Origin of the sequence: Paraburkholderia phymatum (assembly GCF_040965635.1) — a bacterium.
GTDB classification, from domain to species: domain Bacteria; phylum Pseudomonadota; class Gammaproteobacteria; order Burkholderiales; family Burkholderiaceae; genus Paraburkholderia; species Paraburkholderia phymatum_B.
In genome coordinates, this window is record NZ_JBFRCH010000015.1 from 105,204 (window position 1) to 123,929 (window position 18,726).

At 64.3% G+C, this 18,726-nt stretch carries 16 protein-coding genes; 13 read left to right on the plus strand and 3 right to left on the minus strand.

All coding sequences use genetic code 11. The features are described from left to right. The first annotated feature begins 20 nt into the window (after positions 1 to 20). The 3 genes from AB4Y32_RS23860 (at position 21) to AB4Y32_RS23870 (ending at position 2,837) form a co-directional block, all read left to right on the plus strand. Positions 21 to 1,058 (plus strand): ABC transporter substrate-binding protein, encoded by a 1,038-nt coding sequence (locus tag AB4Y32_RS23860; protein WP_368723693.1) that lies wholly within the window; start codon positions 21 to 23, stop codon positions 1,056 to 1,058. Positions 1,059 to 1,186: 128 nt separating this feature from the next. Continuing rightward, the gene (locus AB4Y32_RS23865) at positions 1,187 to 2,011 is read left to right on the plus strand and encodes an ABC transporter ATP-binding protein (RefSeq protein ID WP_368723694.1); all 825 of its coding nucleotides are present in this window, start codon (positions 1,187 to 1,189) and stop codon (positions 2,009 to 2,011) included. Position 2,012: 1 nt separating this feature from the next. Next, a complete protein-coding gene (locus AB4Y32_RS23870) occupies positions 2,013 to 2,837 on the plus strand; it encodes an ABC transporter permease (RefSeq protein ID WP_152759829.1) in 825 nt (274 codons plus the stop codon). 86 nt (positions 2,838 to 2,923) lie between these two features. On the opposite strand, the gene AB4Y32_RS23875 is transcribed toward AB4Y32_RS23870, so the two are convergent. Next, on the minus strand, positions 2,924 to 3,898 hold the full coding sequence (locus AB4Y32_RS23875; protein ID WP_368723695.1) for an NADPH:quinone oxidoreductase family protein: 975 nt from the start codon (positions 3,896 to 3,898) through the stop codon (positions 2,924 to 2,926). 284 nt (positions 3,899 to 4,182) lie between these two features. Between AB4Y32_RS23875 and surE the strand changes: the two genes are divergently transcribed. The 5 genes from surE (at position 4,183) to AB4Y32_RS23900 (ending at position 9,152) form a co-directional block, all read left to right on the plus strand. Continuing rightward, positions 4,183 to 4,941, plus strand: a complete 759-nt coding sequence (surE, locus tag AB4Y32_RS23880) for a 5'/3'-nucleotidase SurE (protein WP_368723696.1) — start codon at positions 4,183 to 4,185, stop codon at positions 4,939 to 4,941. Further along, entirely contained in the window at positions 4,938 to 6,035 is a 1,098-nt protein-coding gene (locus AB4Y32_RS23885; RefSeq protein ID WP_368723697.1) for a protein-L-isoaspartate(D-aspartate) O-methyltransferase, read from the plus strand. Before surE ends, AB4Y32_RS23885 begins: the two co-directional genes overlap by 4 nt. A 5-nt stretch (positions 6,036 to 6,040) precedes the next feature. Next, positions 6,041 to 6,973: a peptidoglycan DD-metalloendopeptidase family protein gene (locus AB4Y32_RS23890; protein WP_368723698.1), complete on the plus strand. Its 933-nt coding sequence runs from the start codon at positions 6,041 to 6,043 to the stop codon at positions 6,971 to 6,973. Positions 6,974 to 6,989: 16 nt separating this feature from the next. Then, positions 6,990 to 8,087 carry an RNA polymerase sigma factor RpoS gene (gene rpoS, locus AB4Y32_RS23895; RefSeq protein ID WP_368723699.1) on the plus strand — a complete coding sequence of 366 codons (1,098 nt, stop codon included), beginning with the start codon at positions 6,990 to 6,992 and terminating at the stop codon, positions 8,085 to 8,087. Between the two features lie 288 nt (positions 8,088 to 8,375). After that, positions 8,376 to 9,152: a 3'-5' exonuclease gene (locus tag AB4Y32_RS23900; protein ID WP_368723700.1), complete on the plus strand. Its 777-nt coding sequence runs from the start codon at positions 8,376 to 8,378 to the stop codon at positions 9,150 to 9,152. Between the two features lie 66 nt (positions 9,153 to 9,218). Here the strand turns inward: AB4Y32_RS23900 and AB4Y32_RS23905 are convergent, their stop codons facing one another. Continuing rightward, positions 9,219 to 10,082, minus strand: coding sequence for an endonuclease/exonuclease/phosphatase family protein (locus AB4Y32_RS23905; RefSeq protein ID WP_368723701.1), 864 nt, complete (start codon positions 10,080 to 10,082; stop codon positions 9,219 to 9,221). A gap of 226 nt (positions 10,083 to 10,308) precedes the next feature. Between AB4Y32_RS23905 and rlmD the strand changes: the two genes are divergently transcribed. After that, positions 10,309 to 11,613 carry a 23S rRNA (uracil(1939)-C(5))-methyltransferase RlmD gene (gene rlmD, locus AB4Y32_RS23910; protein WP_439899835.1) on the plus strand — a complete coding sequence of 435 codons (1,305 nt, stop codon included), beginning with the start codon at positions 10,309 to 10,311 and terminating at the stop codon, positions 11,611 to 11,613. Between the two features lie 134 nt (positions 11,614 to 11,747). Here rlmD and AB4Y32_RS23915 read toward each other — a convergent pair whose 3' ends face one another. Beyond that, positions 11,748 to 12,551 (minus strand): outer membrane protein assembly factor BamD, encoded by an 804-nt coding sequence (locus tag AB4Y32_RS23915; protein ID WP_439899829.1) that lies wholly within the window; start codon positions 12,549 to 12,551, stop codon positions 11,748 to 11,750. Positions 12,552 to 12,643: 92 nt separating this feature from the next. Here AB4Y32_RS23915 and AB4Y32_RS23920 point away from each other — a divergent pair, with 92 nt between their 5' ends. The 4 genes from AB4Y32_RS23920 (at position 12,644) to AB4Y32_RS23935 (ending at position 18,570) form a co-directional block, all read left to right on the plus strand. Next, positions 12,644 to 13,933, plus strand: a complete 1,290-nt coding sequence (locus AB4Y32_RS23920) for an RluA family pseudouridine synthase (RefSeq protein ID WP_368723704.1) — start codon at positions 12,644 to 12,646, stop codon at positions 13,931 to 13,933. Beyond that, the gene (gene pgeF / locus AB4Y32_RS23925) at positions 13,930 to 14,781 is read left to right on the plus strand and encodes a peptidoglycan editing factor PgeF (RefSeq protein WP_368723705.1); all 852 of its coding nucleotides are present in this window, start codon (positions 13,930 to 13,932) and stop codon (positions 14,779 to 14,781) included. The genes AB4Y32_RS23920 and pgeF overlap by 4 nt, the downstream gene beginning before the upstream one ends. Before the next feature lie 411 nt (positions 14,782 to 15,192). Then, positions 15,193 to 17,205, plus strand: a complete 2,013-nt coding sequence (phaC, locus tag AB4Y32_RS23930) for a class I poly(R)-hydroxyalkanoic acid synthase (RefSeq protein WP_439899830.1) — start codon at positions 15,193 to 15,195, stop codon at positions 17,203 to 17,205. 183 nt (positions 17,206 to 17,388) lie between these two features. Further along, a complete protein-coding gene (locus AB4Y32_RS23935; RefSeq protein WP_368723706.1) occupies positions 17,389 to 18,570 on the plus strand; it encodes an acetyl-CoA C-acetyltransferase in 1,182 nt (393 codons plus the stop codon). Positions 18,571 to 18,726 lie beyond the last annotated feature (156 nt).

The following is an 18,726-nucleotide window of genomic DNA, read 5'->3' on the forward strand; positions in this document are numbered from 1 at the left end:
GAAGAAACGGAGACAGGACCATGCAACGAAGAAGCTTTCTCGCAGGCACCGCGGCGCTCGCGGGCGCATCGCTTGTCGGCTCGCCACTCGCATTCGGGCAAGGCAAGCCGGAGACGTCGAAAGTCGCGATCGCCGTCGGCGGCAAGAATCTTTTCTACTATCTGCCTCTGACGATTGCCGAGCGCCGTAATTTCTTCAAGGACGAAGGGCTCGACGTCGAGATCTCCGACTTCGCGGGCGGCTCGCAGGCGTTGAAGGCGGCTGTCGGCGGTAGCGCCGATGTCGTCTCCGGCGCGTTCGAACACACGCTGCTGCTGCAGGCGAAGAACCAGTACTTCCGCGAATTCGTGCTGCAAGGGCGCGCGCCGCAGATCGTGCTCGCCGTCTCGAAGAAGACGATGGCGAGCTACAAGTCGATCGCGGACCTGAAGGGCAAGAAGATCGGCGTGACGGCGCCGGGTTCGTCGACGTCGATCATGGCGAGCTTCGTGCTCGCGAAAGCCGGGCTGACCGCGAAAGACGTGTCGTTCATCGGCGTCGGCGCGGGCGCGGGGGCCATCGCCGCGCTGCAATCGGGGCAGATCGACGCGCTCGCCAATCTCGATCCGGTGATGACGAAGCTCGAACGCTCGAGCGAGATTCGCGTCGTGTCCGACACGCGCACGCTCAACGATACGCACACGGTGTTCGGCGGCAACATGCCTGCCGGCTGCCTGTACGCGTCGCAAGCGTTCATCAGCAAGAATCCGAACACGACGCAGGCGCTCGCCAACGCGATGGTGCGCGCGCTGAAGTGGCTGCAGACGGCGACGGGCACCGAGCTGATCAACACCGTGCCAGAGTCGTATCTGCTCGGCGACCGCGCGCTGTATCTGGATGCGTGGCAGCACGTGAAGGAAGCGATGTCGCCCGATGGGCTGATGCCCGCCGACGGCCCCGCGACGTCGCTCAAGACGCTGCAGGCTTTCGACGACACCGTGAAGGGCAAGCCGATCGATCTGTCGAAGAGCTGGACGAACGACTTCGTGAAGAAGGCGCTCACGACCGTCAAGGCGTAACGCACTGACGCAAGGACAAGGGCGAGCGCCCGGGTCGCGCTCGCCTTTTACGCAGCACGCGCAGTCACGCGGGTCGCACCTTGTCCAAAACCTCGAACCATCAAAGCATCGAAGAAGTGAGCCGAACGATGACCGTTGCCGCCCTGGCGCTCGAAAACATCACCTGCACGTTCGCGTCGCGCGAGAATCGCAGCCAGCGATACACCGCCGTCAAGGACACGACCTTGCGCATCGCGCCGGGCGAATTCGTATCGGTCGTCGGGCCGACGGGCTGCGGCAAGTCGACATTGCTGAACGTCGGCGCGGGGCTGCTTGAGCCGTCGTCGGGTGCGGTGACGGTGTTCGGCGAGAAGCTGTCGGGCATCAACCGGCGCGCGGGCTACATGTTCCAGGCCGATGCGCTGATGCCGTGGCGCTCGGCGCTCGATAACGTGACGGCAGGCCTGTCGTTCCATGACGTGCCGCGTGCCGAAGCCCGCTCGCGTGCCGAAGAGTGGCTCAAGCGCGTCGGCCTCGGCGGCTTCGAGGACCGTTATCCGCATCAGTTGTCGGGCGGCATGAGAAAGCGGGTTGCGATGGCGCAGACGCTGATCCTCGATCCCGACATCATCCTGATGGACGAGCCGTTCTCCGCGCTCGACATCCAGACGCGCCAGCTGATGGAAAACGAGCTGCTCGATCTGTGGGCCGCGAAGCGCAAAGCCGTGCTGTTCATCACGCACGATCTCGACGAAGCGATCGCGATGTCGGATCGCGTCGTCGTGCTGTCTGCAGGCCCAGGCACGCGACCTATCGGCGAGTTCACGATCGATCTGCCGCGTCCGCGCGACGTCGCCGAGGTGCGCTCGCATCCTCGCTTCGTCGAACTGCATGCGCAGATCTGGAGCGTGCTGCGCGATGAAGTACTGAAGGGTTATCAGCAGCAACTGACGGCTGTGCAGGAGAGCAACTGAGATGTGGAAAGTCTTGCGTCCGAACCGCGCCAACCTCGTGATCTGGCAGTGGCTGCTGCTCGTGCTGAGCTTCGTGCTCTGGTATGTGCTGACGAGCCCGACGCTGTTGCCCGCGTTCTATTTCGACGACCCGAACAAGGCCGCGTTCTTCTTCGGCGAGCCGCAAAAAGTACTCGTGCGGATCTGGGAGTGGTTTGCGTCCGGCGAGATCTATCTGCATTTGTGGATCACGCTGATCGAGACGGTGCTCGCGTTCGCGCTCGGCACGGTGCTGGGGCTCGGCGTCGGCTTGTGGCTCGCGCTGTCGCCGCTCGCCAGTGCGCTGTTCGATCCGTACATCAAGGCGGCGAACTCGATGCCGCGCGTGATTCTTGCGCCGATCTTCGGCGTATGGTTCGGTCTCGGCATCTGGTCGAAGGTCGCGCTCGGCGTGACGCTGGTGTTCTTCATCGTGTTCTTCAACGTTTATCAGGGCGTGAAGGAAGTGAGCCCCGTCGTGCTCGCGAACGCGCGCATGCTCGGCGCGAACCGCAAGCAGCTCTTGCGCGCCGTCTATCTGCCGAGCGCGATGAGCTGGGTGTTTTCGAGCCTGCACACGTCGGTGGGGCTTGCGTTCGTCGGGTCGGTGGTCGGCGAGTATCTGGGCTCGGCGCGCGGCGTCGGCTATCTGATCCTGCAGGCGGAAGGCACCTTCGATATCAACACCGTGTTCGCCGGCATTCTCGTGCTGACAGCCTTCGCGCTGATACTGGATGCGATCGTCGGCATGCTGGAGCGGCGCCTGATGAAATGGCAGCCGAAGAGCGGCGAGACGGAAAAGATCTGATCGCCGGTGCATCGACGGAAGAACGGCGCGTGACCTGCAAAGGCCACGCGCCGTTTGTCGTTCGTCGTTGAGCAGCCCGTTCGTGCTTACGGCGTGATCACGATCTTGCCGAGCACGCGCCGCTGCGCCATGTCGTTGAGCGCGCGCGGCGTGTCTTCGAGCGGATAGCGCGCCGACACGAGCGGCTTGAGCTTGCCCTCGCGAATCCAGCCGAGCATTTCCTGGAACGCGGCCGCGTTGCGCTGCGGTTCGCGGCGCGCGAAATCGCCCCAGAACACGCCGACGATGCTAGCGCCTTTCAGCAACGCCAGATTGAGCGGCAGCTTCGGAATTTCGCCGTTCGCGAAGCCGACGACGAGATAGCGCCCACGCCAGCCGATGCTGCGAAATGCGGGCTCCGCATAACTGCCGCCGACGGGGTCATAGATCACGTCGGGACCCTTGCCGTCCGTCAGCGCGTTGATGCGTTCGCGCAGGTCTTCCGTCGCGTAGTTGATGGTTGCGTCGGCGCCATGCGTGACACAGGTCGCGAGCTTCTCGTCGCTCGACGCCGCCGCGATCACGCGCGCGCCGAGCGCCTTGCCGATTTCGACGGCCGCGAGCCCGACGCCGCCCGCCGCGCCCAGCACGAGCATCGTTTCGCCCGCTTTCAACGCCGCGCGATCGACGACGGCATGATGCGACGTGCCATATGCGAGCGTGAAGACGGCGGCCGTCTCCATATCGGCGTCGCCGGGCAGCGCCACGCATGCGCTGGCATCGGCGAGCGCCTGCTCGGCGAAGCCGCCTTGCTGCGTATAGGCGACCACGCGCATGCCGGGCTTGAACTGCGTGACGCCTTCGCCGACGGTTCGCACGATGCCCGCGACTTCCGCGCCGGGCGTGAAGGGCAGGGGCGGCTTGAACTGATACTTGTTCTGGATGATCAGCACGTCAGGAAAATTGACGCTCGCGGCTTTCACGTCGATCACGATCTGGCCGGCTTGCGGCTGAAGATCGGGCAGTTCCTCGATGCTGAGTGTCTCGGGCGGACCATACTGGTTGCAGCGGATTGCGCGCATCGTGTCTCCAATCGATAAGTGTTCATTGCAAGCTTGACGGGTTCGTAAGCGTGCTGTCGATCAGCGTGCTGCGGCGATCTTCACGCACTGTTCAGGCAACCAGGCGTCGACAACAAAACGCCGGCAACGATATGAACCCTCGTAGCGAAGCAGTGTAAATCAAGTGCGAACGACCGTGCGCTTCCAGTACGGCGCGAAGCCCGTGAAGACATGCATTCAGACATAGGCATGCGGCGGGCCAGCGTGTCGTTCGCGTGCCTTGTTTCCTCGGTTACAATCGCCGCATGCGAATCCTACTCAGCAATGACGACGGTTATCTGGCGCCCGGCCTTGCCGCGCTTTACGAAGCGCTCAAGCCGCTCGCGGATGTCACCGTGATGGCACCCGAACAGAATTGCAGCGGCGCGTCGAACTCGCTGACGCTCTCGCGGCCGCTGTCGGTGCTGCGCTCGGCCAACGGCTTCTACTACGTGAACGGCACGCCGACCGATTCCGTACACATCGCGCTGACGGGCATGCTCGACCATACGCCGGACCTCGTCGTATCGGGCATCAACAACGGCCAGAACATGGGCGAGGACACGCTGTACTCGGGCACGGTCGCCGCCGCGACGGAAGGCATCATGTTCGGCGTGCCCGCGATCGCGTTTTCGCTCGTCGACAAAGACTGGGTGCACCTCGAGGACGCCACGCGCGTCGCCGCCGAAATCGTCGCGCATTATCTCGAACGTCCGCTGCCGGGCCATCCGTTGCTGAACGTCAACATACCGAACCTGCCTTACGAGCAGTTGCGCGACTGGCGCATCACGCGTCTCGGCAAGCGGCATCCGTCGCAGCCGGTGATCCGGCAGACCAATCCGCGCGGCGAGCCGATCTACTGGATCGGTCCGTCGGGCGGCGCGCGCGATGCCAGCGAAGGCACCGACTTTCATGCAGTCGCGAATGGCCTCGTGTCGATCACGCCGCTGCAACTCGATCTGACCGACACGGCCATGCTGCCCACGGCGTGCGACTGGGTGCGCGCCGGGAGCGGCACTTCATGACTGGCGAGCGCGCAAAGCGCTTCCCGCTTGGACTCGAAGACCTGGTGCGCGAGCCGCGCCGGGCCGACGTTCGCGCGGGCGATGCGCGCGGCGCGAAGACGCCCGTCAAGCCGGCGGCATCGAATGCGAACTCGCAGGCGAGCCGCACGCGCAGCGGCGTGAGCGGCACTGCGGGCGTCAAGTCGCCGGCGGCCGCGAAGGGCGCTGTCGGCGTGCTCAATGCGGGTGCGAAGAACGCGAATGCCGGCGCATCCACGCGAACGACTTCGATTGCAAAAAACGCAGCGGGAATCGTCAATACAAAGAGCGCGAAGAGCACAACCGGCACCACCGGCACAACCGGCACGACCGCAATCCGCAACGACGGCGCGCGCAACCAGTTGCCCCGACCCGTGACGACATCGTCGGATCGCACGGGCGCGCCGAACGTTGCGCTCAGCAGCGCGTTGACGCTGACCTCCGAACGTGTGCGCGAGCGGATGGTCGAACGGCTGCGAGCGAACGGCGTGTCGGACCCGCGCGTGCTCAACGCGATGGCGATGGTGCCGCGCCACATGTTCGTGGACCCCGGTCTCGCGACGCAGGCGTATGAAGATGCTGCGCTGCCCATCGGCCATCACCAGACGATCTCGAAGCCGTCCGTGGTCGCGCGGATGATCGAGTTGGCCGCGCAGGGCCGCACGCTCGCGAACGTGCTCGAAATCGGCACCGGCTGCGGCTACCAGGCTGCCGTGCTGAGCCAGGTCGCGCGCGACGTGTATTCGATTGAACGCATCAAACCGCTTTACGAGCGCGCGAAGACGAATCTGCGTCCGCTGCGCATCCCGAACATCCGTCTGCATTACGGCGATGGACGCGTCGGTTTGCCATCGGCGGCGCCGTTCGATGCGATCGTGATCGCGGCGGCGGGACTCGATGTGCCGCAGGCGCTGCTCGAGCAGCTCGCCATCGGCGCGCGGCTCGTAGCACCCGTCGGATCGCAGGACGGACAGTCGCAGGTGCTCACGCTCGTCGAGCGCACGGGGCCCGCGCAATGGCGCGAATCGCGGCTTGATCGCGTTTTCTTTGTCCCCTTAAAATCCGGAGTGATTTGAACCTGATGAGTATGTTTCGCGCGATGCAAAGAACCAGCCAGAATGTCCCGTTGACCATCGTTCAGCGCACCGTTTGCGTGGCCATGCTTTCCGTGTTGGCGGCATGTGCCACGCGCCTCGATCAGGCGCCCGTCGTCGATCGCTCCGGCACCATAGGCACCGTCACGCAAGCGGGTGGTGCGCCCGGCGCGCAGCCTGCCGGGCCGCTCGGTCCGCCGCCTCCGGGCTACTACCGAGTGAAGCCAGGCGACACGTTGTATAGGATCGCGCTCGAAAACGGTCAAAATTATCGCGACATCGCCACGTGGAACAACCTGACGAACCCGAACCAGATCGAGGTCGACCAGTTGCTGCGCGTGGCGCCGCCGGGCGCGAACGGCGCGCCTGTCGTGCCGGGTGTCGCGACGGCGCCGATCGGCGGTGGTGCGGTGCAGAGCGCGCCGCTGAACGGCGCACCGCAGGCAGCGCCGGCGAACCAGCCGCCGCTCTTCGGTGCGGCGCCGGGCGCGTCGGGCACGCAGGCGACGACGATCCCGCCGCAGGCTGCCAGCGATACGACGGCGTCGAACGGAAACGTGTCGTTTGTATGGCCAGTTCGAGGGCCGCTGCTCAACGGCTTTGACGATTCGAAGAACAAAGGCGTGAACATCGGGGGATCGGCGGGCGAACCGGTAAAGGCTTCCGCTGATGGCCGGGTGGTTTATGCAGGAAATGGGCTGCGCGGTTACGGCAATCTCATTATCATCAAGCATGACGCGACGTATCTCACAGCGTATGCACATAATCGTGCTTTGATGGTAAAAGAGGGTGACGCGGTAACCAAAGGTCAGAAGATCGCCGAAATGGGCAACAGTGATTCGGACCGCGTGATGTTGCATTTCGAAGTTCGCCGCCAGGGTAAGCCTGTCGACCCATTGAAGTATTTGCCGCCGCAATAAGCGAAGCGATACGACCATGCCGAAATCGAAGCGCCGCACACCGCAAGCAGAGACTGAGTCACTCAGCCGTGCCACGCATGTTTCGGTGGACGACGCTGGCGCTTCCGACGTCGAGGACGACGCGGTCGACGATCTCGAAAGCGCCAACGGTCTCGACGAACGCGCATCGGGTTCGGATGAAGAATCATCCGAGTCGCGCGAAGGCGCAAACGATTCCGCACCCGACGCCGACGATTTCCGTGCGCTGCTGCAGGCCGAGCTCACCGCCGACACGATCCAGCACTACCTGAACCGGATCAGCGTGAAGCCGCTGCTCACCGTCGAGGAAGAGCAGCGGTACTCGCGTCTTGCGAAAGCGGGCGAGTTCGAAGCGCGTCAGGTGATGATCGAGCGCAATCTGCGGCTGGTGGTCAGCATCGCGAAGGGTTATCTGAATCGCGGCGTGCCGCTGCTCGATCTGATCGAAGAGGGCAACCTCGGCCTGATGCACGCGATCGAAAAATTCGACCCGACGCGCGGCTTCCGTTTCTCGACTTACGCGACGTGGTGGATCCGCCAGAGCATCGAGCGCGCGATCATGAATCAGGCGCGCACGGTGCGGCTGCCCGTGCATGTGATCCGCGAGCTGAATCAGGTGCTGCGCGCGAAGCGCCACCTCGAAAAGAATTCGATGAACTCGGGCGAGGCGGCCGACCGCCGCGACGCGAGCATCGACGATATCGCGTACCTGACGGGCAAGACAACGGACGAAGTGACCGACATCCTCGCGTTGAACGAGCACACGGCGTCGCTCGACGCGCCGCTCGATCTCGATCCCGCGAGCAGCCTGCTCGACCTGCTGTCGGACGACCAGAGCCAGTCGCCGGACGCGGAAGTGCAGCATCGCGAACTCGAAACGCTCACGCGCGCATGGCTCGCGCGGCTGTCGGACAAGCATCGGCATGTGATCGAGCGCCGCTTCGGACTCAATCACATCGAGCCGGCCACACTCGAAGAACTCGCCGACGAAATGGGCCTCACGCGGGAGCGTGTGCGCCAGATCCAGCAAGAGGCGCTCGTGCGTCTGAAGCGCTTCTTTGCCTCCAATGGCGTGCGCAAGGACGCCGTTCTCTAGGGTCTGTTTGCAGATGAAACGTACATGCGTTGCCCCGTAAAGGGCCGCTCGCAAGGATGTATTCGCAAAGAGCGTGACGCCGCGAGCAGCCCTTTACGGGGCAACCCCTGACTTATAAATTGATTCCAGGGGAACGCCCGAAACCGGCCGCTTGGCGGCGTCGTGCGTCGCTTGTCTGGCTCGGCCAAACGGCGCTCCTTGCTTCTGCGCCCCGAAGGAAGTCCCCTTGGAGGGCGGCCAGTTTCGGGCGTTCGCATGCACGTTTCACCTGCAAACACACCCTCAACAATGACTCCAATTCTGGTTTTCGACATTGAGACGATTCCCGATGTCGCCGGCATTCGCCGGCTTGAAAGTCTTCCCGCCACGATGTCCGACGAAGAGGTCGCCGAGCATGCTTTCGCGGCGCGGCGCGAAAAGACGGGCAGCGATTTCCTGCCGCATCACCTGCAGCGCATCGCGGCGATTTCATGTGTGTTCCGCGACAACAACGGCTTTCGCGTGCGCTCGCTCGGCACGCCTGAAGACGGCGAAGCGGCGCTCGTGCAGTCGTTCTTCCGGACCATCGAGAAGTACACGCCGCAACTCGTGTCGTGGAACGGCGGCGGCTTCGATCTGCCCGTGCTGCACTACCGCGCGCTCGTCAACGGCATTCGCGCGAATCGCTACTGGGATCTCGGCGAAGACGACCGCGACTTCAAGTGGAACAACTACATCAGCCGCTATCACGCGCGTCACACCGACCTGATGGATCTGCTCGCGATGTATCAGGCGCGCGCGAACGCGCCGCTCGACGCGCTCGCGAAGCTGTGCGGCTTTCCCGGCAAGCTGGGGATGGACGGCGGCCAGGTATGGCACGCGTTCCTTGCGGGCCGCATCGATGAGATCCGCAACTACTGCGAGACGGACGTCGTCAACACGTATCTGCTGTACTGCCGTTTCCAGCTGATGCGCGGCGGCTTTTCGCCCGAAGAGTACGCGGACGAAATCGCGTTCGTGAAGAACGCGCTCGCGCAGGAGTCGGCGCCGCATTGGGCCGAATATCTGGCAGCGTTCGAGAACTGATCGCTGCGTGCGCATGCGTGCACGCGCCGCGGAGGATGCGTGCGCGTCGCGTGCAGGCAGGCCGGGTCAATCCATTTCCAGCACGATCGGCTGATGATCGGATGCGCGCGTCGCGCCGTCGATCTCGCAGCTTCGCAGCCGCGTGCGCAGGTCTTCCGTGACGAAAAGGAAATCGCACGTGAGCGGCCCGTCCGACCACTGCGCCTTGTCGTAGACGCCAGCCGTCATCGGCGGCGTCTGGTTGGGGTGCAGCGCGGTCCATGCGTCGATGAAAGACGGGCTGCCGTCGAGCGGCTCCAGCATGCGCCGGTATGCGTCGCTGTCGTATGCGCTGTTGAAATCGCCGCAGACGATCGCGCTGACAGGCCGCCCCGTGTCGGTGAAAGGTCCGATGGCATTTTCGGCCGGCGCGGGGTGCCTGGCATGCGCGGCCGCCTCCTGCTGCATCGCGCGCAGATGGTTCACCTGCGCGAGCCGTTGCTTGAGCGAATAGAACTCCAGATGCGTGACGATCACGCGCAGCGGGCCGCTGGGCGCACGCAGCACGGCTTCGAGCGCGACGCGCTGCATCGACGGCGCTTCCGGGTCGGCGGGCCACGGCAGCGAATGACGGATCACGCGCTCGATGGGCAAACGCGTCGCGAGCGCGTTGCCGAACTGCCGGCGCGGCGCGGCGGGCGCGTCGAGCTTGAGCGGCGCCAGATCCGCGCCGATCGCGCCCAATACCGTGTAGCCGGGCAGCAGATCGGCCAGCTCGGCAAACTGGTCGTCGCCCGGATGGCCCGCCAGCACCGAAAAGCCGCGCGTGATTTCCTGCATGCACAGCACGTCGAAATCGGCGAGCCGCCGCGCTTCGTCGATCGTGCGGGACAGGTTCACGTCCCCGTGCGCACTGCGTCCCCACTGGACGTTCCAGCTGATCAGTCGCATCGTCAAATCTCCGTCGGTGTTTGTCGTTCGTCTACAATCTCATGTTTGGTCCCGCCGATTTTTCATTTCGGGTCCCACTTTTACACAGTCTGTCAGGAAGTCGCAGGTGTCTGAAACTGTTACCCCCATTGGTAAATCGCGCTCGCCCCGCAAGAGCAAGCAGGCGCGCGACGAGGCTGCCGCCGGCCCGTTCAAGGCCCCCGAACTCGATATCGATTCGCTCGACATGGAAGCGCGCGGCGTCGGCCGCACCGTCACGGAAGACGGCTCGCCCGGCAAGGTCATCTTCGTCGAGGGCGCGCTGCCCGGCGAACGCGTCACCTATTCGAGCTACCGAAAGAAGCCGAGTTTCGAACAGGCGCAGGTCGTCGATGTTCTTAAAGAGAGCGTGATCCGTACCCGCCCACAGTGCAAGTTTTTTGGCACGTGCGGCGGTTGTTCGATGCAGCATCTCGACGTGCGCGCGCAGATCGCCGTCAAGCAGCGCGTGCTGGAAGACAATCTGATGCATCTGGCGAAGCTGCGTGCGGAAACCATCTTCCGGCCGATCCACGGCCCGTCGTGGGGCTACCGCTATCGCGCACGGCTGACGGTGCGCAACGTCGTGAAGAAGGGCGGCGTGCTGGTGGGCTTCCACGAGAAGAAGAGCAGCTACGTCGCCGACATGACGAGCTGCGAAGTGCTGCCGCCGCATGTGTCGGACATGCTGGTGCCGCTGCGCCACCTGGTCGAGGGGCTGTCGATTCGCGATCGCATGCCGCAAATCGAACTGGCCGTCGGCTCGTCGGTGACGGCGCTCGTGCTGCGCATCCTGGAGCCGATCAACGCCGCCGACGAACAGCTGCTGCGCGATTTCGCCGACCAGCACAATGTCCAGTTCTGGCTGCAGCCGAAGGGGCCGGATACCGTCTATCCGTTCTACCCGCTCGACCGCCAGCTCGACTACACGCTGCCCGAGTTCGGCATCCGCATGCCGTTCCGTCCGACCGATTTCACGCAGGTCAATCACCAGATCAACCGCGTGCTGGTCGGCCGCGCGCTGCGCCTGCTCGCGCCCGCAAAGACCGATCGCGTGCTCGACCTGTTCTGCGGCATCGGCAATTTCACACTGCCGCTGGCCAGGGTTTCGCAAGAAGTGGTGGGCATCGAAGGCAGCGACGTGCTGACCACGCGCGCGCTCGAAAACGCGAAGGAAAACGGCGTCGACGGCCATACAGCGTTTGCGTGCCGCAACCTGTTCGAAGTCACGGCGGACGATATCCGCGCGCTCGGCCACTTCGACAAGTACCTGATCGATCCGCCGCGCGAAGGGGCGCTGGCCGTATCGAAGGCGCTCGCGGATATCGCGCAAAGCGGCGAAGGGCCGCTGCCGAAGCGCATCGTCTACGTGTCGTGCAACCCGGCGACGCTTGCCCGCGACGCCGGCCTGCTCGTGCATGAAGCCGGCTATCGGCTGAAGGGCGCGGGCGTCGTGAACATGTTTCCGCACACGTCGCATGTCGAGTCGATTGCGCTTTTCGAGCGTGACTGACCGGGCTTGACCGACGCGAAAGGGGCCATCATTAAGCGCGCCCACGTAAAGCGGGCACCAAAGCGGGCCGCCACAAACAAAAACGCCACGGTATCGAACCGTGGCGTTTTTTATTTCGGCTGACGATCAGCGGGTCAGAACTGCCACCATGCCTTTTCCTTGCCCGGACGCGCATGGCCCGTGATATACGGGCTGTCCGGGAACGTGCCTGCCAGCACGCGCTTCGTGTCGTCGGCGAGCTGCGGCTGGTCCAGCTTCTGATACGACAGCATCATGATGTGCAGCGCGTCTTCGATTGCGGGCGCGTTCTTGTATTCCCTGATCGCGAGCTGCGCGCGGTTGATGGCGGCCACGTACGCGCCGCGGCGATAGTAGTAGTCGGCCGCGTGCACTTCGTGCGAAGCCAGCGCGTTCACGATGTAGCGCATGCGCTGAGCCGCATCGGGCGCGTACTTGCTTTGCGGATACTTGTCGACGACCACCTTGAAAGCGTCATACGACTCGCGCAGCGACTTCGGATCGCGCTCGCTCATGTCCTGGCCCGAGAAGCGGCCGAACAGACCGAGGTCGTCGTTGAAGTGGATCATGCCCTTCAGGTAATACGCGTAGGCGATGTCCGGATGGTCCGGGTGCAACTGGATGAAGCGGTTGACGGCCTGGTCGGCAGCATCCGTTTCGCTGTCCTTCCAGTTGCAGTACGCGACGTTGATCTGCGCCTGCTGTGCGAAGTGGCCGAACGGGTCGCGGCCTTCGAGCGCCTCGAAGTATTTCGCGCACTTGCCGAAGTCGCCGCCGCTCAGGGCGTCTTGCGCCTCCGTATATAATTTATTGTTGGTCCACGTCGCCGTTTCGTCCGTCTTCTGAGGCAGACCATGACAGGCCGCCACCAGCGTCACGGCTGCCGCGCAAGCGACATAGCTGGCCACCTTCCTGGCCATCTGTTGGGCCACCGTCTTTCGAACAGTTTGAGTAATGATGTTCAAGGCTCGCATTTTCCAGTCTAGCTTTACGTCCAGGTGACCCAGTCTCGATGACCCGTTCCAATACTCCGCGCCCCGCACAGGTCGCGCGGAAGAGCAGCAAGGATTATAGCCCAAGCGTCAATCCCGCCGACGCATTGCCGGACGATAGCGCGAGCGATGCGCTCGACGACGATTTCGGCGGCGACGCACTCGCTTCCGAAGCCTCGAACGCCGATGTCGAAAGCGCCGTGCCGCGGGCCGACGAAGCGCCGCGCGTCGTCACCGTGCCGCCCGAGCTTGCGGGCGACCGGCTCGACAAAGTGCTCGCGAAGGTCTTTCCCGAGTTTTCGCGCAGCCGTCTGCAAAGCTGGATCGAGGCGCAGCGCGTGCGCGTCGACGGACAGCCCGCGAAGATCCGCCAGCCGGTGCCGCTCGGCGCGACGATCGAGCTCGTGCCCGATCTGCTGCCCGAGCAACTCGCGTTCACGCCGGAACCCGTGCCGCTCGATATCGTCTATGAAGACGAGACGCTCGTCGTGATCAACAAGCCTGCCGGGCTCGTCGTGCATCCCGCCGCCGGCAACTGGAGCGGCACCGTGCTGAACGGCCTGCTGCACCGCTATGGCGACGCCGCCGCGGGCTTGCCGCGCGCGGGCATCGTGCATCGGCTGGACAAGGAGACGTCGGGGCTGATGGTGGTCGCGCGCACGCTCGAAGCGCAAACCGATCTCGTGCGCCAGTTGCAGGCGCGCACGGTGAAGCGCCGCTATCTCGCGCTGGTGTGGGGCAACATGCCGGAAGAAGGCACGATCGACGCGCCCATCGGCCGCGATCCGCGCGAGCGCACGCGCATGGCCGTCGTGACGGGTGCGGCGGGCAAGCCCGCGCGCACGCACTTCAGGCGCATCGATTCGACGCTTTGGGAGCCCCAGCCCGTGTCGGCGATTCATTGCGATCTGGAGACGGGGCGCACACATCAGATCCGCGTGCATTGCGCGCATGTCGGCCATCCGCTGCTCGGCGACCCGGTGTATGGCCGCGCGCGCGGCAAGCGCTCGGTGACGCCGCTGCCGGGCGGCTTCGCGCGTCAGGCGCTGCATGCATGGCGGCTCGCGCTGGTTCATCCGCGAACCGGGCGCACGATGCAATGGCGCGCCGACGTGCCGGAAGATATCGCCGCCTTGTCCGAAGCGCTGGGGCTGGGCCGCGATCACGAAGCCGAGTACGCGGAAGACTACGACGAAGACGAAGCGTTCTACGACGACGAAACCGATGCATCGCCCGATGCGGAAAACTACGTCGACGAAGACGAAGTGGACGGATCACGCGGATCACACGACGAGGACAATCGCGCATGACGCTGCCTGACCTGACGATGAATGACGTGTTGCGGCCCGAGTGGCGGGTATCGCCGCGTGTGCATGCGTTCGTCACGACGCGCAACGGCGGCGTGAGCCTGCCGCCGTTCGGCACGTGGCGCAATGGCGTCGACGGGCCGGGCGGGCTGAATCTCGGCAAGAAGTCGGGCGACGATCTCGCGCATGTCGAACAGAACCGCGCGCGCGTGATGCGGCTCGCGGGGCTCCACGAAGCGGCGTGGCTGTCGCAGGTCCACGGCGCGACCGTCGTGAACGCCGAAGACGCACTCGCCGCCGCAAAGCGCGGTGAGCCGACCATTCGGGCCGACGCGAGCGCGACCGACCACACGGGCACGCTGTGCGTCGTGATGATCGCGGACTGCATGCCCGTCCTGCTGTGCGATCCGCAAGGCCGCGCAGTCGGCGCAGCGCATGCCGGCTGGCGAGGGCTCGCGGCAGGTGTCGTCGAAAATACGGCGCAACGTGTCGCGTCGCTCGCGGGCACTGACATGTCAGCGCTGCATGCTTACCTCGGTCCGTGCATCGGTCCCGCGACTTTCGAGGTCGGACCAGACGTGCGTGACGCCTTCATGAAGGGTGTCGGTGGCGCACAACGCGATGAGGTCGCAAGCGCGTTCGCCGATCACCCGGCGAACGCGGGCAAATACCTCGCGGATCTGCCCAGGCTTGCACGTCTGCGGCTTGCTCGACTCGGCGTGACACAGGTGACGGGTGGCGGTCATTGCACGTTCACTGAGCGCGAGCGTTTTTACTCATATCGACGCGATCGCGAGACGGGCCGAATGGCCGCGATGATCTGGCTCGCGGACGATATTGGGGCGCTCTAAGTCCCGCTGCGCAAGGGCCTTTTTGCTGCGCCCCACTGGTCGCGACGATGCTTTGCGAGCGTTCTTATGCTGCATTGCGCGAACGTAAGAAGACCTATGCGGTTGCGCAGTGCGTAAGCGTTTCGTGCCCGTGTGGATCAGGACAAGAGCCCGTCATAGCGGGCTCTTTTTGCATTGCACAGCACGACCGTGCGCCCGACCGCCAAACGCCTTGCTGCACATCGGGAAAACGATAATGAAAAAAATCCCGCACTGCGGCAAAATCGGGAGCAAGCATTGACATGCCTTGCGATGGGGCGCAAGAATGTTCTTCACAGGGCAAGGGCGCACGTGGTCGTGATCCGATCGCGTTCTTCGCGCCAGTACCTGCCTCTCAACCCGTCCGCGAGGACTTTTCGGTCAAAAGCAGGCATGGTTGCATCTCAAACTTCCTCGAATTCTTCTCGCAAGGACACCTCGTCAGACCGCGCTCAGCAAGAAGCGAATGCGGCAGGGGTTCAGCAATGGTTCGACGCCTGGATGAACGCATGGCGTTCGCTAGGCGCACCGGCCGCAGCAAATGGCAATCCGTTCAGCATTCCTCCCATGCCGGACTTCGCGAAATCGGCGACGGCGCAGGCGGGTTCGCTGCCATTTTCCAATCCCTTCGTCGAGCAGATCGCCAAACAGTTCGCTCAGGCGCAGGGCCAACCGGACGGCGAGGCTTCGGGCCAGCCGTTCAACGCATTCTTCGGACAGGTTTTCAATCCGCAGCTTGCTCAACAGTTCGCGCCACAATTTGCGCAACAGTTCACGCAGCAACTCGCGGGGCTGAAGGTGCCGAGCGCCTCGATTCCGCCCGCGCGCCTTCAGCAGTTGCAGTCCGACTATTCGCGTGACGCGATGCAGTTGCTGCAGCAGGCGACCCAGGCGGCGTCGACGGGCATCGAGCTCAAGGACCGGCGCTTCAGTTCCGAAGCCTGGAAGACGACGCCTGTCTACACATATACGGCCGCGTGGTACTTGCTGAACGCGCGCTATCTGCAGGAACTCGTCGACGCGATCGAAACCGACCAGAAGACGCGCGAGCGCATCCGCTTCGCCGTGCAGCAATGGACGGCCGCCGCATCGCCGAGCAACTTCTTCGCGCTCAATCCCGAAGCGCAGAAGACGCTGCTCGAAAGCAACGGCGAGAGCCTGCGCCAGGGCGTGATGAACCTGCTCGGCGACATGCAGCGCGGCAAGATCTCGCAGACGGACGAAACGCGTTTCGGCGTCGGCAAGAATCTCGCGATGACGGAAGGCTCCGTCGTGTTCGAGAACGAACTGATGCAGCTGATCCAGTACAAGCCGCGCACCGCGACGGTCCACGAGAGGCCGCTGCTGATCGTGCCGCCGTGCATCAACAAGTACTACATTCTCGATCTGCAGCCCGACAACTCGCTCGTTGCGCATGCGCTCGAATCGGGGCATCAGGTCTTTCTGATTTCGTGGCGCAACGCGGACCAGTCGATCGCGCAGAAGACGTGGGACGACTACGTGTCCGAGGGCGTGCTGACGGCTCTCGATACCGCGCGCCAGATCAGCGGCCGCGAGCAGATCAATACGCTTGGCTTCTGCATCGGCGGCACGCTGCTGGCGGCGGCGCTGGCTGTCGCCGCGGCGCGCGGCGAACATCCCGCCGCGTCGATGACGCTGCTCACGTCGTTGCTCGACTTCAGCGATACGGGCGTGCTCGACATCTTCGTCGACGAAGCGCACGTGCAGATGCGCGAGCAGACGATCGGCGGCAAGAACGGCATGCCCCCGGGCCTGATGCGCGGCATCGAGCTCGCGAACACGTTCTCGTTCCTGCGTCCGAACGACCTCGTGTGGAACTACGTCGTCGACAATTACCTGAAGGGCCGCACGCCGATGCCGTTCGACCTGCTGTACTGGAACAGCGATTCGACGAGCCTGCCGGGGCCGATGTATGTCTGGTATCTGCGCAACACGTATCTCGAGAACCGGCTGCGCGAGCCCGGCGCGTTGACGACGTGCGGCGAAAAGGTGGACCTGTCGCGCATCGACGTGCCGACGTTCATCTACGGTTCGCGCGAGGACCATATCGTGCCGTGGCAATCGGCGTATGCGTCGGTGCCGCTTTTGACGGGGCCGCGCAAGTTCGTGCTCGGCGCATCGGGCCACATCGCCGGCGTGATCAATCCGCCGTCGAAGAACAAGCGCAGCTACTGGTCGGTGGCGGGCGACGAGAAGACGCTACCCGCGAACCCGGACGACTGGTTCGAAGGCGCGACGGAAACGCCGGGAAGCTGGTGGCCCGAATGGACGAACTGGCTCGACCAGTACGGCGGCAAGAAGGTGAAGGCGCCCACGGAGCCGGGGTCGACCGAATTCCCCGTGATCGAATCCGCACCCGGACGCTACGTGCAGGTGCGCGAGTAATCGTTCGGGTGTCGAAGCAAATCACGAGCGGTCGCCGTCGAAGTCGATGAGCGATCGACGCAAACAGATAACGAGTGACGACGGAGTGAGACAGACGCTGTATCGCAGTAACGCTGACTGACCGGATTAACAACTTGACGGGCTACTGTGGAGCAACTCGCCGCAGCCCCGGAGGAAATTGAAATGACTGACGTAGTGATCGTATCGGCGGCCCGCACGGCTGTCGGCAAATTCGGTGGGTCGCTGGCGAAGATTGCGGCGCCGGAACTGGGCGCCACGGTGATCCGCGCCGTGCTGGAGCGCGCGGGCGTGAAGCCCGAGCAGGTGAGCGAAGTCATCATGGGTCAGGTTTTGGCTGCGGGTTCGGGTCAGAACCCGGCGCGCCAGTCGCTGATCAAGGCCGGCCTGCCGATGGCCGTGCCCGGCATGACCATCAACAAGGTGTGCGGCTCGGGCCTGAAGGCCGTGATGCTGGCGGCCAACGCGATCATCGCGGGCGACGCGGACATCGTCGTCGCGGGCGGCCAGGAAAACATGAGCGCCGCGCCGCACGTGATGCCGGGCTCGCGCGACGGCTTCCGCATGGGTGATGCGAAGCTGATCGACAGCATGATCGTCGACGGCTTGTGGGACGTGTACAACCAGTACCACATGGGCGTGACGGCCGAGAACGTCGCGAAGGAATACGGCATCACGCGCGAAGACCAGGACAAGTTCGCGGCACTTTCGCAAAATAAGGCGGAAGCCGCACAGAAGGCCGGCCGCTTCGATGATGAAATCGTGCCGATCCAGATTCCGCAGAGGAAGGGCGACCCGCTGTCGTTCACGACCGACGAATTCGTGCGCCACGGCGTCACGGCTGAATCGCTTGCGGGCCTGAAGCCGGCGTTCTCGAAGGAAGGCACGGTGACGGCCGCGAACGCGTCCGGCATCAACGACGGCGCAGCCGCTGTCGTCGTGATGTCGGCGAAGAAGGCCGAGGCGCTGGGTCTCACGCCGATCGCGCGCATCAAGGCATACGCGAACGCGGCTGTCGATCCGAAGGTGATGGGCATGGGCCCCGTGCCGGCGTCGCGCCGCTGTCTGGAGCGCGCGGGCTGGAGCGTGAACGATCTCGACCTGATGGAAATCAACGAAGCGTTTGCCGCGCAGGCGCTGGCCGTGCACAAGCAGATGGGCTGGGACACATCGAAGATCAACGTGAACGGCGGGGCGATCGCGATCGGCCATCCGATCGGCGCGTCCGGCTGCCGTATTCTCGTCACGCTGCTGCACGAAATGCAGAAGCGCGATGCGAAGCGGGGTCTGGCTTCGCTGTGTATCGGCGGCGGCATGGGCGTGGCGCTGGCTGTCGAGCGTCCGTAAGCAAGACCGTTTCACAAGGAGGCCGCCACGCAGGCCGGTGTTCGCCAAGGCGGCCGGTGCGTGGCGCGGTCCGATGGCCGTGCGGGCGGCGTAATCCGCCGCATGGCCGTGGATATCGCGAAGGGCGAAGCACGAGGCGGCTGGCGTCTCGTAAAA

What these genes read in the sequence shown, in the direction of transcription:
- AB4Y32_RS23860 (WP_368723693.1), top strand. Translation starts at nt 21, where the DNA reads ATGCAACGAAGAAGCTTTCTCGCAGGCACCGCGGCGCTCGCGGGCGCA.
- AB4Y32_RS23865 (WP_368723694.1), top strand. Translation starts at nt 1,187, where the DNA reads ATGACCGTTGCCGCCCTGGCGCTCGAAAACATCACCTGCACGTTCGCG.
- AB4Y32_RS23870 (WP_152759829.1), top strand. Translation starts at nt 2,013, where the DNA reads ATGTGGAAAGTCTTGCGTCCGAACCGCGCCAACCTCGTGATCTGGCAG.
- AB4Y32_RS23875 (WP_368723695.1), bottom strand. Translation starts at nt 3,898, where the DNA reads ATGCGCGCAATCCGCTGCAACCAGTATGGTCCGCCCGAGACACTCAGC.
- surE (WP_368723696.1), top strand. Translation starts at nt 4,183, where the DNA reads ATGCGAATCCTACTCAGCAATGACGACGGTTATCTGGCGCCCGGCCTT.
- AB4Y32_RS23885 (WP_368723697.1), top strand. Translation starts at nt 4,938, where the DNA reads ATGACTGGCGAGCGCGCAAAGCGCTTCCCGCTTGGACTCGAAGACCTG.
- AB4Y32_RS23890 (WP_368723698.1), top strand. Translation starts at nt 6,041, where the DNA reads ATGAGTATGTTTCGCGCGATGCAAAGAACCAGCCAGAATGTCCCGTTG.
- rpoS (WP_368723699.1), top strand. Translation starts at nt 6,990, where the DNA reads ATGCCGAAATCGAAGCGCCGCACACCGCAAGCAGAGACTGAGTCACTC.
- AB4Y32_RS23900 (WP_368723700.1), top strand. Translation starts at nt 8,376, where the DNA reads ATGACTCCAATTCTGGTTTTCGACATTGAGACGATTCCCGATGTCGCC.
- AB4Y32_RS23905 (WP_368723701.1), bottom strand. Translation starts at nt 10,082, where the DNA reads ATGCGACTGATCAGCTGGAACGTCCAGTGGGGACGCAGTGCGCACGGG.
- rlmD (WP_439899835.1), top strand. Translation starts at nt 10,309, where the DNA reads ATGGAAGCGCGCGGCGTCGGCCGCACCGTCACGGAAGACGGCTCGCCC.
- AB4Y32_RS23915 (WP_439899829.1), bottom strand. Translation starts at nt 12,551, where the DNA reads ATGGCCAGGAAGGTGGCCAGCTATGTCGCTTGCGCGGCAGCCGTGACG.
- AB4Y32_RS23920 (WP_368723704.1), top strand. Translation starts at nt 12,644, where the DNA reads ATGACCCGTTCCAATACTCCGCGCCCCGCACAGGTCGCGCGGAAGAGC.
- pgeF (WP_368723705.1), top strand. Translation starts at nt 13,930, where the DNA reads ATGACGCTGCCTGACCTGACGATGAATGACGTGTTGCGGCCCGAGTGG.
- phaC (WP_439899830.1), top strand. Translation starts at nt 15,193, where the DNA reads ATGGTTGCATCTCAAACTTCCTCGAATTCTTCTCGCAAGGACACCTCG.
- AB4Y32_RS23935 (WP_368723706.1), top strand. Translation starts at nt 17,389, where the DNA reads ATGACTGACGTAGTGATCGTATCGGCGGCCCGCACGGCTGTCGGCAAA.